The following is a 12979-nucleotide window of genomic DNA, read 5'->3' as shown; positions in this document are numbered from 1 at the left end:
ATACATTTAATTAGATGAAAATACAATGATAAAAATACATAAAACTGTAATAATTAACCTCATCAAATATTAAATTGTGAGATGATGTTTATGATTAATTCAGTGAAGAATAGCTCTTTGATGATATTACTAAATCAATTTAGCGAAATTGGTAAGGTATCGACCAATGGAGTTACTAGAAAGGTATATGACAGCCATTGGGTGAATGCCCAACTACAATATGCTAAACGTGCTAAACAGTACGGACTAAAAGTGTTTATGGATCAGATGGGAAACGTATATGCTTCTAATACTGATGATTTAACCAATAAAAAAGTTATCTTAACGGGCTCACATGTTGATACGGTTGAAAATGGCGGACGTTATGACGGAATATATGGTGACCTAGCTAGTCTGGTTTCAACTGGTGAATTATTTTTGAAAAATGGCGAATCACAAGTACCGATTGTTGCGGTATCATTTTCTGAAGAAGAGGGGTCAAGATTCGAAACGACTTTCTCAGGTTCTAAATTTACGACGAATCAATTTAATGAAAATGATTTATTACTTACTGATGAACATGGAATTGATTTTGAGACCGCTAGAAGTAAAGCCGTTTCAACTTTGAATAATTCAATTGATTTAGTGGATACTAAACTGGACATTCAAGAATACTTAGAACTACACGTCGAACAGGGTCCGGTATTGGAAAATCGAGCCGTTAATATTGGAGTTGTTTCTGGAATCACGGGGCAAATTAGATTATTAGTAACCGTTATCGGTAGACCAAACCATGCGGGAACTACCCCGATGGATATGCGAGACGATGCTCTTAGAAGCAGCACTAAATTGATGAGTCAAATTTACGATAGTCTTTCGCAAATTGATAGTCTGAGATTTACAATTGGTAAAATCAATGCTTACCCTAACGTTACGAATGTCATTCCTGGTAAGGTTGTATTTTCAATTGATATGCGTGATTTAGACCAATCCGTTTTAAGTTCAGCATTCCAACGAGTAAGTGATATTTGTAATTCTCAAAACGTAAAGATTGATATAACAACTAACGTAACACCATCAAAGATGGATCCTAAATTGATCGACGCAATCAATAAATCCACCAGTGAATTGAACTTAAGCGACTTATCGATTCCATCAGGAGCAGGGCATGATGCGCAGGTGCTTTCATACAAAGTTCCGACAGGGATGATTTTTGTCCCTAGCGTAAACGGGGTTAGCCATTCACCAGAGGAATTTACTGAGGCGAATGATCTTGAGAATGGATTGAATGTTTTAAAACGAACACTATATAAACTAGCATACTAGGGGGCAATTATTATGACATTAAAAATTACAGATAGATTAATTATGACACCAGGACCAACCATGGTAGACCCAAGGGTTTCCCAGGCAGCATCTAATCAAATTTTAGGGCAGTTTGATCCAGAATTTACTAAAATTATGAATGAAAATATGGAACTGATCAGAAAATCTTTTCAAACTAAGAACACCTGGGCATTTCCAATTGACGGAAGTTCTAGAGCAGGGATCGAAGCGGTTATCAGTTCCTTGGTGCAAAAAGGTGATAAAGTTTTGATTCCACGGTTCGGCAGATTCGGGAACCTAGCAGTCGAACTAGCCCGTAGAGCAGGAGCTGAAATAACCGTTATTGATGCGGAATGGGGACAAGTTTTTGATCAAGACCAAATCATTGAAAAAATGAACGAAGTTAAACCGAAGGCCATCCTGGTGGTTCATGGAGAGACATCAACTGGGAGATTACAACCATTGGATCAGGTAGGTCATGCAGCTAAGCAAGCGGGGGTATTTACCATTGTTGACTGTGTTGCTAGTTACATGGGAGTCAACATTCCAGTTGATGATTGGGAGTTAGATGCCGTAATTGGTGGAGCACAAAAATCATTATCAGCACCAGCGGGAATTACACCAATTACCTTTAACGACCGCTTTGCAGAAGCCATCTTGAAACGAAAACGTGTTGAAGAGGGGGTCGCAGATGACTCCTCAGATAAATCTGAAAACTACATCTTTTCTAACTACTTAGATTTAACCCAACTAATGGACTATTGGTCACCAGCAAGGTTAAACCACCATACTGAATCTACGATCATGAACTACGCTTTACATGAAGCGCTATCGATCGCGGTAAATGAAGAAGGGATTCAGAATCGGTTTGCGAACCAGTTGAAACACCAGACGGTCTTAAAGGAAGCATTACGGAAATTAGGGTTGACCATCTTTGGTGATGAAGAACATGAAATGCCTAACATGGTGGCCGTAGAGATTCCTAGTGGGGTTGATGGGGACCAATTCAGAGCGACCCTATTAGATGATTATGGGGTGGAAATTTCATCAAGCTTTGGGCCAATGAAGGGTAAGATTTGGCGAATTGGTTTGATGGGCTACGTTGCTCAGCAACACTATGTTCTACGTTTCTTGTCGATTTTTACCCACGTTTTAAAGGAATACGGGGTAACGATTGATGAGTCAGCAATGAACGAATACCTAAAACAAGCATATAAATAATTTAATTTGAAGGTGGGCAATCACATGATTGCCCACCTTTTTATATTAGAAAACAATTATAATGTTTGTCATTTTTCATCAAAATAAACGCCAGCTTTGTATTTTATAACGAATAAATATGCATTGAATTAATATATCATGTATATAACATATTAATTTGTTAAAAACTATGAAGGGTGTGCTGTTTATGAAGTACGATACATTAATTTACAACGGTAAGATTGTCACGCCAAACGAAGTGTTCAACGGACAAATTGGGATTAAAGATGGGAAAATCGTAGCGATCGGAAGCGACCTAGATGGTCAAGCGACTGAAAAAATCAATGCTAATAATAACTACGTGCTGCCAGGGATGGTTGATGGCCATGTGCACATTAATGAACCTGGACGAGGAGATTGGGAAGATTATAACACTGGTAGTAAGGCATTAGCAGCTGGTGGGACAACTAGCATGATCGTGATGCCTTTGAATGCACTGCCTGCCAGAACCACTAGTGAAGAATTTAAAACGCATCGTGAGATTGCAGCTGATAAGTCTTACATTGACTTTGCCTTGTACGGTGGATTAGTACCTGGAAATATTGATGAAATTAGTAAGATGGCAAACGATGGGGCTGCATCATTTAAGGCTTTTATGGCAACGACAGGATCTGATATTCCAGGTGAATTTCACAATGTTGATGATTACGAATTATACCGTGGAATGCAAGCAATTCAGAAAACGGGTTTGAAGTTATTATTACATGCGGAAAATCCAGTATTAACCGATCGCTTTGCCGAAGAAAAAATTAGTCAAGGCAAAACACAGATTCAAGATTACGTTGATTCTAGACCACCATTTGTAGAAGTCGAGGCCGTTAAAAGAGCGCTTTACTTCGGTAAATTGACTGGCTGCAAATTACACTTTGTGCACCTCTCAACAGGCGAATCAGTCAGAGAAGTGGTTAAGGCCCAAGAAGCTGGCCAGGATGTCACTTGTGAAACCTGTGTTCATTATTTAGTACTAACCCGTGACGACTTTGAAAAAATTGGTCCGCTTGCTAAGTGTTCGCCAGCATTGCGAAGCCAAGCGGTTCAAGATAGCTTATGGGATGAAGTCTTGAAAGGGCACGTAGATATGGTTACTTCTGATCACTCGCCTGCTCCTGAATCGATGAAGGAAAGCCCTGATAACAATATCTTTGATATTTGGGGTGGCATCAGCGGGGCGCAAAATAACGTTGATTTATTCTATGATATCGCTGTGAACAGTGGCAAGCTAAGCATCACCGAATTCTCTAAGTTGATTTCGGCTAATCCAGCTAAAATATTTGGACTGAAAGATAAGGGTACGATTGAAATTGGCAAGGATGCCGATATCACCTTCCTTGACCCGACTCAATCATATACCTTACAAAAATCAGACCTTTACTACAAAAATAAAATTTCTGCATATGAAGGATTTAAGATCAACTGTCGAATTACTAAAACGCTTCTTAGAGGTAAGACCATCTTTGACCTAGCAAATGGTTTTGATGATCAACCAACTGGTAAATTTTTAACTAATGATAGCGTTTTAAGAAAAGCAACGGAATAAAAAGGAGGAACTGCCAATGCAAAGTGTAGCAATCGAAAAAGAACCGCAACCACAAGCTCAATCAGATATTTCCGCAGATTTATTACCGATTCAAAATAGTAAAAGAAAAATTGGACGGCTGGCTTATATGTCAATGTGGCTAGGGGATGGCTTTAACATCGGAAACATTACCCTAGGTTCATCGATAGTGGTTGCTGGAGTAGCAACGATGAACCTATTTCAAACGTTATTAGCAGCTGCAATTGCAATTGTAATTGTTTCAATTATCTTTGCTTTTAATGATCGCTTTGGGTATCAGACTGGTGCTCCCTATGTAATGCAATTAAGATTATCATTTGGTCGGAATGGTGCTAAATTTTCTAGCTTATTTAGAGGGATTCCAGCGATCGTTTGGTATGGTTTTCAAAGTTGGACAGGGGCGTTAGCGTTAAATGAAATCGCTAAGATCTTAACTGGCAACGAATTCAATAATACTGGGATCTGTTTTGTGGGATTGATGATCGTACAATTAGCGTTATCCCTTCGCGGATTCCAATCAATCAAGACGGTAACTTCCGTGATTTCAGTTATTATGATGATCTCATTGACTGGATTATTCATCGTATTGTTAGCCAACCATGGGAGTATGATTAGCCAGAACTTAGTTCATGCTAAGGGTTCTTGGGGATTAACGTTCTTTGGCTTTATCGTTGCATTCTTAGGTAACTATACAGCGATCTTCGAATCGGCTGCTGATTACTCTAGAGAGTTAAAGCCAGGGCTTAGTAATGGAAAAAGAGGGATTTTATACTTTTTGCCAATTGCATTTTCATATGGGATTACCCTATTAACTGGGGCAATGTTGGCAGCCGTTACTAAAATTTCTAGTCCCGTAAACGCGATGGCACAAATTTTTAATAACAACTTAATCACAATCTTTGTTTCGATCTTCATTGTTTTAGGAGTAATTACAACGAATGCGGTTGCTAATATTATCCCACCAACCTACGTGTTGACTTCCATCTTCAAACTACCTAAGAAATTATCGTTAGCAATCATTACCTTATTATCAGTGTTTACCTTTCCATGGTTGTTGGTTAAGGACTCATCATCAGCTGGTTTAACGATGTTTATCCATGCTTACTCGATTTTCTTAGGACCAATGACAGCGATTATTTTGATCGAATACTATATTGAAAGAAAACAAGTCGTTGATCTCAAGGAATTGTACAGTAATCAATTGAGAAAGAATAACTGGCGTGCATTTGCAGCATTATTTATTGGGGCCATCGTTGCCTTAGTTCAGTTTGATCTTTCATGGTTGATCGGGTTCTTTGTATCAGCATTGGTATACCTATTTCTTAACAGAAATCGCCAGGCAGCTGTTAATAATCAATAGTTAATGATTCAAAAATTAACAATCTGATTGCTCTTACTCATTTTATAATTTGATTAACATATTTAAATCGTAGCTTAAAAAAAACGAACTGTTTTAGACGGTTCGTTTTTTTTTAGTGAAAAGTTATACTTAATTTTAGCAATAATTAACTTTTAAAGATTACAATGTAAGTATTATTAAAATGAAATCTAATTTAGGAGTTGACCGATATGTTAAAAAAAATAAGCGTTTTATTAATATCAATCGCCGTTTTATTGGCGGTAGTGATCGAAGGCTATACCGTCTTTTTCGATAAGAAGAACCAAACAGCGGCTACTAATGGCCAGTCACAAACCGTTAGTCAGAATAACACCAGTAGCCAAAGCGCCGGCAGTGCTAGTAATTCTAGCAGCGCTAACAGTGGGAAGTTCAAAAACGGGACCTACACTGGGGCATCGACCGAAACACAATACGGTGATGTTCAAGTGCAAATTAAGGTGCAAAATGGCAAAATTAGTCAAGTAACCGTCCTAAAGCATCCTGAGGGTGGCAAGTCTAGTGAAATTAATGAACAAGCGATTCCAATCTATACTAAGGAAGCTTTACAACAACAAAGTGCTGAGATTAGTCAGGTCTCTGGGGCAACCGTCACTTACGGTGGCTTCACCGGATCCCTTCAAGACGCAATTACAAAAGCGGAGAAATAAAATATGGAAACTAAGATTAAATCAGTCGTAATTGAATCAATGACGATTCCATTTGTGATTAGCATTGCGGGCAGCGATGAAGCAGTCCTGCAAGCCCAACTTCAAAAGTTAATGCAGCCCGTGAAGTTAGAATTAGAACGGATTAATCAACGTTACTCGACTTACTTAGCAGATTCGTTAGTAAGTAACTTTAGGAATGGTCAAGATGAGCTTTTAAACCAAGATGCAGAGTTTAAGTCTTTTTATGAAGCCTGCCTAAAGGCGCAACGCGACACCAACGGCTACTTTAATCCGTTCGATGATGCTAAGCGCTTCGAACCACTCGGCTACGTTAAGGGGTGGGCGATCGAAATGATATTTCAAAAGTTGATCCGCCCCTGCTTGGATTTACCGACTGTAAGCGGAGTGTGTTTCAACGGCGGTGGGGATTTACAATTTGCCAGTAGCGGTGATTTTAAATGGAATATTGGGATTGAAGATCCTACAGATCTGACAGAGTTAGTTGCTAGTTATCAATTGGCGAATGGTGGGATGGCCACTTCCGGTTACAGTAAACGGGGCCACCATATCCGCATTAACGGAGTGGCTGATTTACTGCAGGTCACCGTATTTGCTGATTCGTTGACCCGTTCTGACGTCTGGGCGACCGCCGGTTTGGCGGCAGGCGCAGCGGCGTTTCGGGAACTAATTCGCAAGCACCGCTTGACGGGCTGTTTTTTAGATCAAGCGCATCACTTAAGTTACTTTAATGGAGGAGAAATAATTGATGTTAAACAATAATCGATACCTGTTAGGGCTATCATGGATGGTAGCCATCGTTTTGATTCCCTTTCCGTTTGTTCAAACGCTGAGTGCGGGACTCCCGGCGTTATATAATCATGATAAAACGATGATCTTATTTGGGACGATCGCTTATTCGTGGATGCTGCTTTCGATGTATATTTCAACGCGGCCCAAGTGGTTGGACCGGTTGATCGGACTCCCCAATGCGTACATGATCCACGGAATCATTAGTTTAGCTGCGATCGTGTTGGCGTACCTGCATAAAAGCAACCTACAATCGGACGGCCTGATCAAATTAACTGGTGATTGGGCGTTATACCTATTCATCGGGTTGGCTATTTACTCAATGGTGTTCATGGCGGGCTGGTTAACCAGTCGGCTGCCGATTCTGTTATGGATCAAAAAGCACTTGGAGCACATTTTCAAACACGAAGTCTCAGTTTTAATCCACCGTTTAAACGTCGTCGCAACTGGGTTGGTATTCATCCACGTCCTTTTGATCCCCTACATTCGCCAGATTGTTCCATTTACGGTGTTATTCGTGGCGGCATCATTATTTGTATTTGGCTCGTATGCAATGACGTTCGTTCATAAAAAACGGGCCACTGCTACTTTGGTTGATAATGTTGAGATTAAGCCGAACGTAAGACAGTTGACGATCCAATCTAAGCACCATTTAAATATTTATCCAGGTGACTTTGTGTTTGCCTCATTTCCAGAAATTCGATTCATGAAGGAACCGCACCCATTTTCGATCGTCAACGCGCCAGATGATAGTAATAAGATTGTTTTAGCCATTCGGGGCGACGGTGATTTTACCCAAGAATTAGCTCAGGTGCCACTGGATGCGAAAGTCGTGATCAACGGCGGTTTTGGGATGTATCAGTCGATTATTAATGAAAACCATCCCGATAACCTGTTGATTGTTGCGGGGGGAATTGGGATCGTACCGTTACTTTCAGTGGTGGATGGGAATCCGAACCTCAATACGACCGTTTTTTACAACGCCAGCCATGAAAATAACCTATTATATCCAGAAAAATTTAAACAATGGCAAAAGCGGAATAATTTCCAATCGTTCCAACAGGTCGGGCGGTTCAACCAGACTGAAATCGCAGCGCATTTACCTAAGGATAAGCATAAAACGGTCGTTTTGATCGGGGGGCCTGATAAGATGGGCAGTTATTGGATTAAGAGTTTGCAGCAGTTAGGGATTCGCCGCTCGAAAATATATTACGAAAAATTTTCATGGTAATAAAACAACCAGCCATAATTGGCTGGTTGTTTTATTATCGTTTGATTTTAGGGACTCTAATTATCCTCATTTTTTACGTATTCAACGTATTCTTTGGCCCGCTTCTCTAATTGATCATCACTCAAGTTTTGCATAACGCCGGTGGTAATGAATGGTTTAGTGAACTTAGCGTCAACGAAATTACTGGTGGCCATAAATGGTGCCAAGATCTCATCGATAGTGTGGCCGAATGCCCCGTATTGATGGTATTTGTCATCTGGGGAACCAGCGGAGACTGCGATCGACATTTGCTTGCCGCGCAGTGAATCGCCATCTGATCCATATGCCCAACCGTATAGAAGGACTAGGTCTTCCCATTTCTTTAGTAGACTGGGCGAGCTATACCAGTATAGTGGGAATTGAAAGATAATGCGGTCGTGTGCTTCGACTAGCTTTTGTTCGTATTCAACGTCAATGTTACCATCTGGATAAACGGCATACTCGTCTCTAACCGTTACGTTCGGCACGTCCTGGGATTTTAGCTCCTCAAGCAACCGTTTATTTACGCGTGATTCTGCAATATTGGGATGAAATAATAGGATTAATGTTTTCATTATTAATCAACCTTTCCAAAAATTTTATTAGCTACCTACTATTAAACCATTGATAGTAGGGTGTAAGGCAAGTAAAATGCATTAAAAATGTTTTTATCCCTAAATCCTGATATGCTAAGGTTAATTAATTAATAAGGGATGACATTAAAATGAAACTATTTATTGCGTGGTTAGGGTTCTTAGGAGACTGGTTGTTATTTGTGTTCCCGCTCTTTCAAGGGATCTTAGACGTCACAGAGGGTAGCGAGATGTTAACAAAGGGTAACGCCACTGGCAAAAAACGGAGTGCACGTTTCGCCAGTCTAATGTGGCTATTGCCACCCATTAAAATTATGCTGGAAAGAAAACGGTTTCGGCAAATTTCCAGGGCGGCTTTGAACCACAATGTAGACTTTGATAAGGTTTATCGGAAACTAAACCTTGCGACCGCATGGGTCTATGTTTCACTAGCTGGGGTGTTAAACGGCGTCGTTGCGACGGAAGATCTGTTAGAACAATACGGCTATGGTGATAATTGGTGGCTTTTGTTAGGCGCTAGTTTCTTGATCATTTTTAGTGGAATCCAAGTTATTAGATACTATGCTAGCCCTGATCGCAAGCAACGCTTTTTTGATGAACTCAATTAATAACGGGGGCTGTACAGATGATCAATTTTTCAAAAACGGAGGCGCTGGTATTAAGCAACGCGTGTCGCGCCTTTAAGCAGACGATGCCAGCTGATAATCAACGGGGCCGTTCCGAGTTAGATCGCATCAGTGATCGGTTACTTGCCAAACAGAATCTCAATTCACTTGGGACGGATTTTACGCTGCTCAAATTGGCGTTAAAAAATTACCGTAAAATCGTTCAATCCACCAACGAATTAACATATATCAATAACCTTATAGTTCGCTTTAAAGACCGTTGTTAAGCGGTTTGTCAGGAGCGATATGTTTGACTTTTGAATAGTGAGCTTATATCCTTTAAAAAGAAACCGAATCTTTTTAAATTTAAAGGGGCCCTAAAATATGAGACAAACTCGATTTGTAAAAGCAGGTAAAGTAGAAGTTAAAGACGTTGAAAAACCGCAAATTGAAAAGGATGACGACGTGATTTTGCACGTTGTACAAGCCTGTGTCTGTGGATCTGATCTGTGGGCATATCGGGGGCTAGATAAAAAAGAACCAAATTCATTGAATGGTGGCCACGAAGCCATCGGAGTCGTAGAATCAGTTGGTAAGGACATCACGACTGTAAAGCCCGGTGATTTTGTGATCGCACCATTTACCCATGGTTGTGGCCACTGTGCTGCCTGTCGGGCCGGCTTTGATGGCAATTGTCAAAACCACGATGATAACTTCAGTCGTGGTTACCAATCCGAATACGTTCGTTACCAACACGCTAACTGGGCGTTGGTAAAGGTCCCTGGCAAGCCAGAAGACTACAGTCAAGGAATGTTGAACTCCTTCTTAGCACTCTCCGATGTAATGGCCACTGGTTTCCACGCAGCTAAGACCGCTAACGTGCAAAAGGGTGATACCGTTGTCGTAGTCGGTGATGGTGCCGTAGGCTTATGTGGTGTCATTTCAGCTCAACTCCTTGGTGCTAAGCGGATCATTGCCATGAGTCGCCATGCTGATCGCCAAGCGCTGGCTAAGGAATTTGGCGCTACCGACGTAGTTGCTGAACGTGGTGATGAAGCCGTGGCTAAGGTCATGGAACTCACCCACAATGCTGGTGCTGATGCCGTGCTTGAATGTGTGGGAAGTGAATTATCCACGAATACCGCATTAAAAGTGGCTCGTCCAGGCGCTCACGTGGGCCGGGTCGGCTTACCACACGGGAACGTAGAATTCCCATTGGCATTTGGGAAGAACGTGGCCCTATCAGGTGGGGTCGCTTCCGTTACCACTTATGACAAGGGTGGCTTATTACAAGCGGTCTTGGATGGGCAGATCAACCCCGGTAAGGTCTTCACTAACAGCTATAATATTGATGACGTTGATGATGCCTATAAGGCAATGGCAGAAAGAAAGGCCATTAAATCAGTTGTGACGACTGATTAATCATCATATATATAATAAAAAGAGGATGCCAGATGGCATCCTCTTTTTAGTTAGTCGTTTAAATTTAAGATACTGTTAAAGACCGACTGTGGTAATTCGATATTGCTTTTGGCAGCTTGACGTTTATTAACGCTTTGCCTCCGCAACAGCGCTTGTTTTTTAGAAACACTGTACTTATTGCCATTCACGGCAGCATTTTTTCTTAACGGTGGAATATCAACGCGGGCAATGACGCGTCCTTCGACAACTGCCTGGGCAGGCATGGGATAGAGGCGTCTTGGAATCGTATACTTTAGTTTATGCACTAATTCCTTGGTTTGAGTGGGTGCATCACTGCGGTGCGTAATAAATGTAAGTGCATCGACCCGTGAGTAGTTAATTTGTACTTCTACTTTCACGATGTCAGCCATTTCATAACCAGCTAGCGTGGTATTGAGGGATGCATAGCCATGGGAGACGGATTTGAGCTTATTAAAGAAATCATAGGCAATCTCAGATAACGGCATTTGATAGCTCAATTCTACTAAGGAGCCTTGGTTACCCATATCAACGAAAACACCCTTATGTTGATCAGCTAGTTTCATGACGGCATTTAATTCCTGCTCGTTAGTCGTGATGACGGCCCTTACAATTGGCTCCTCAACGAATTCGACTTTTTCGAAATCTGGAAACTGGACTGGATTGTCCACGATCATTGGTGCGGCTTGGCCTTTTAAGTGAACCCGATACGTCACGTTTGGCGCAGTGGTTAAAACTGCGATCCCAAATTCATCTTGGAGGCGTTCTCTAATAATTTGGAGGTGAAAGATTCCTAAAAATCCGCCACGAAACCCAGGACCGAGCGCATCAGAAACTTCAGGTGTTAATTGTAATGAAGAATCATTGAGTGCGAGCTTGTTCAGTGCTTCGGCTAGTTCGTTATAATCACCCTGGGGGTAAATCCCGGCGTACACCATTGGTTCGGCAGGTTTATATCCAGGAAGGGGATGGTCAGTGGGCCTTTGTTTATTCGTAAGTGTATCACCAACTCTGACTAGGTGGGGATCCTTGAGGCCAGTCGCGATGTAACCGACATCACCAGCCGATAATTCACGGCTAGCGATTCTGGTGGGTGAAAAGATGCCAATTTCCTTAGCAAGCAAATTTTGATGATTAGCCATTAGGAATAGTGATTGATTAGGTTTAACGCTCCCATCGATAATTCTGATCGATGCAATCACCCCTTTAAAACTATCGTATTCAGAATCAAATACCAACGCCTTAAGCGGTTTATTAATATTCCCATTTGGGGCCGGTAAAAAATGAACAATGGCTTCTAAGACCGCATGGACTCCCTGACCGATTTTAGCGGATATTTGTAAAATTTTGTCGCTAGTGAAGTTTGCATCTAACTCCATTAATTGGTTAGTAGTCATTTCAATTTGTGCATTGGGACTATCGACCTTGTTAATGACAGGTAATATTTTAAGACCCGCTTTAACTGCGAGGTGGTAATTAGCAACCGTTTGCGCTTGAATCCCCTGGGTCGCATCCACTAGTAAGATCACACCGTCACTAGCGGAGAGGCTTTTGGCAACTTCGTAGTTAAAGTCAACGTGTCCAGGGGTATCGATGAAGTTCAGTTCATAATCCTGACCATTATCAGCATGGTATTGATTACGGACGGTTCTTGATTTGACAGTAACACCATGGGCTTGTTCGACCTGCATGTCATCTAACAATTGGTCCTTACGATTTCTAGCAGCCACCGTTTGTGTTAACTCCATGATGCGATCTGCCAGGGTCGATTTACCATGGTCTATATGGGCAATGATTGAAAAGTTTCTAATATTTGATTGTTTCATTATTATTTCTCCATTCTATTTCTTAGTTTCCAGTAATTAGAATGGCTGTATTTTGGATTGGCCATTCAATTAGAATGTCCAACCGACTAGTAAAATTTTACGCATGATTTCACCTCATTAATTATAGTAGTTTTATTCTTAAATCTTATCATAATGGAACTGGATTTACTAACGAATGAGAAGTGAAATGTTAATTTAATTAACAAAAAGGCTTTTATTTACAATTAGTTAGTGGTAAACTTATTTTTGCGAAGAAATAGATATAGTAATAAAAAGCTCCTTCATCATCATTG

The 12979-nt window shown here is 41.0% G+C and carries 12 protein-coding genes; 10 read left to right on the top strand and 2 right to left on the bottom strand.

All coding sequences use genetic code 11. From position 1 onward, the window contains the following. Positions 1–90: 90 nt before the first annotated feature. The 7 genes from ACSYTE_RS07965 to ACSYTE_RS07935 all read left to right on the top strand — a co-directional run bounded on the left by ACSYTE_RS07965 (position 91) and on the right by ACSYTE_RS07935 (position 8204). The gene (locus ACSYTE_RS07965) at positions 91–1305 is read left to right on the top strand and encodes a M20 family metallo-hydrolase (protein ID WP_491717525.1); all 1215 of its coding nucleotides are present in this window, start codon (positions 91–93) and stop codon (positions 1303–1305) included. A 12-nt stretch (positions 1306–1317) separates the two neighbouring features. Continuing rightward, a complete protein-coding gene (locus ACSYTE_RS07960) occupies positions 1318–2526 on the top strand; it encodes a pyridoxal-phosphate-dependent aminotransferase family protein (protein ID WP_491717524.1) in 1209 nt (402 codons plus the stop codon). A gap of 187 nt (positions 2527–2713) precedes the next feature. Further along, entirely contained in the window at positions 2714–4102 is a 1389-nt protein-coding gene (gene allB / locus ACSYTE_RS07955) for an allantoinase AllB (RefSeq protein ID WP_491717523.1), read from the top strand. 16 nt (positions 4103–4118) lie between these two features. Further along, positions 4119–5480 (top strand): NCS1 family transporter, encoded by a 1362-nt coding sequence (locus ACSYTE_RS07950; RefSeq protein WP_491717522.1) that lies wholly within the window; start codon positions 4119–4121, stop codon positions 5478–5480. Between the two features lie 209 nt (positions 5481–5689). Then, a complete protein-coding gene (locus ACSYTE_RS07945) occupies positions 5690–6166 on the top strand; it encodes an FMN-binding protein (RefSeq protein WP_491717521.1) in 477 nt (158 codons plus the stop codon). A gap of 3 nt (positions 6167–6169) precedes the next feature. Further along, positions 6170–6946, top strand: coding sequence for an FAD:protein FMN transferase (locus ACSYTE_RS07940; protein ID WP_491717520.1), 777 nt, complete (start codon positions 6170–6172; stop codon positions 6944–6946). Beyond that, the gene (locus ACSYTE_RS07935; RefSeq protein ID WP_491717519.1) at positions 6933–8204 is read left to right on the top strand and encodes a ferric reductase-like transmembrane domain-containing protein; all 1272 of its coding nucleotides are present in this window, start codon (positions 6933–6935) and stop codon (positions 8202–8204) included. Before ACSYTE_RS07940 ends, ACSYTE_RS07935 begins: the two co-directional genes overlap by 14 nt. Before the next feature lie 56 nt (positions 8205–8260). Here ACSYTE_RS07935 and ACSYTE_RS07930 read toward each other — a convergent pair whose 3' ends face one another. Beyond that, the gene (locus ACSYTE_RS07930; protein WP_491717518.1) at positions 8261–8797 is read right to left on the bottom strand and encodes an NAD(P)H-dependent oxidoreductase; all 537 of its coding nucleotides are present in this window, start codon (positions 8795–8797) and stop codon (positions 8261–8263) included. 149 nt (positions 8798–8946) lie between these two features. On the opposite strand from ACSYTE_RS07930, the gene ACSYTE_RS07925 reads away from it, so the two are divergent. The 3 genes from ACSYTE_RS07925 (at position 8947) to ACSYTE_RS07915 (ending at position 10842) form a co-directional block, all read left to right on the top strand. Continuing rightward, positions 8947–9423, top strand: coding sequence for a hypothetical protein (locus ACSYTE_RS07925; RefSeq protein WP_491717517.1), 477 nt, complete (start codon positions 8947–8949; stop codon positions 9421–9423). Positions 9424–9440: 17 nt separating this feature from the next. Then, positions 9441–9707 carry a hypothetical protein gene (locus tag ACSYTE_RS07920; RefSeq protein WP_491717516.1) on the top strand — a complete coding sequence of 89 codons (267 nt, stop codon included), beginning with the start codon at positions 9441–9443 and terminating at the stop codon, positions 9705–9707. 97 nt (positions 9708–9804) lie between these two features. After that, complete coding sequence (locus ACSYTE_RS07915; RefSeq protein ID WP_491717515.1) at positions 9805–10842, top strand: zinc-binding dehydrogenase; 1038 nt, start codon at positions 9805–9807, stop codon at positions 10840–10842. A gap of 50 nt (positions 10843–10892) precedes the next feature. Here the strand turns inward: ACSYTE_RS07915 and lepA are convergent, their stop codons facing one another. Next, positions 10893–12686 (bottom strand): translation elongation factor 4, encoded by a 1794-nt coding sequence (lepA, locus tag ACSYTE_RS07910; protein WP_491717514.1) that lies wholly within the window; start codon positions 12684–12686, stop codon positions 10893–10895. Positions 12687–12979 lie beyond the last annotated feature (293 nt).

The sequence above is a fragment of the Nicoliella sp. ESL1120 genome (assembly GCF_058508515.1).
This window is presented reverse-complemented; position numbering and strand designations above follow the sequence as displayed.

Coding starts and splice junctions, on each gene's coding strand:
- ACSYTE_RS07965 (WP_491717525.1), top strand. CDS start 91: ATGATTAATTCAGTGAAGAATAGCTCTTTGATGATATTACTAAATCAA.
- ACSYTE_RS07930 (WP_491717518.1), bottom strand. CDS start 8,797: ATGAAAACATTAATCCTATTATTTCATCCCAATATTGCAGAATCACGC.
- ACSYTE_RS07935 (WP_491717519.1), top strand. CDS start 6,933: ATGTTAAACAATAATCGATACCTGTTAGGGCTATCATGGATGGTAGCC.
- ACSYTE_RS07920 (WP_491717516.1), top strand. CDS start 9,441: ATGATCAATTTTTCAAAAACGGAGGCGCTGGTATTAAGCAACGCGTGT.
- ACSYTE_RS07960 (WP_491717524.1), top strand. CDS start 1,318: ATGACATTAAAAATTACAGATAGATTAATTATGACACCAGGACCAACC.
- allB (WP_491717523.1), top strand. CDS start 2,714: ATGAAGTACGATACATTAATTTACAACGGTAAGATTGTCACGCCAAAC.
- ACSYTE_RS07940 (WP_491717520.1), top strand. CDS start 6,170: ATGGAAACTAAGATTAAATCAGTCGTAATTGAATCAATGACGATTCCA.
- lepA (WP_491717514.1), bottom strand. CDS start 12,686: ATGAAACAATCAAATATTAGAAACTTTTCAATCATTGCCCATATAGAC.
- ACSYTE_RS07925 (WP_491717517.1), top strand. CDS start 8,947: ATGAAACTATTTATTGCGTGGTTAGGGTTCTTAGGAGACTGGTTGTTA.
- ACSYTE_RS07945 (WP_491717521.1), top strand. CDS start 5,690: ATGTTAAAAAAAATAAGCGTTTTATTAATATCAATCGCCGTTTTATTG.
- ACSYTE_RS07950 (WP_491717522.1), top strand. CDS start 4,119: ATGCAAAGTGTAGCAATCGAAAAAGAACCGCAACCACAAGCTCAATCA.
- ACSYTE_RS07915 (WP_491717515.1), top strand. CDS start 9,805: ATGAGACAAACTCGATTTGTAAAAGCAGGTAAAGTAGAAGTTAAAGAC.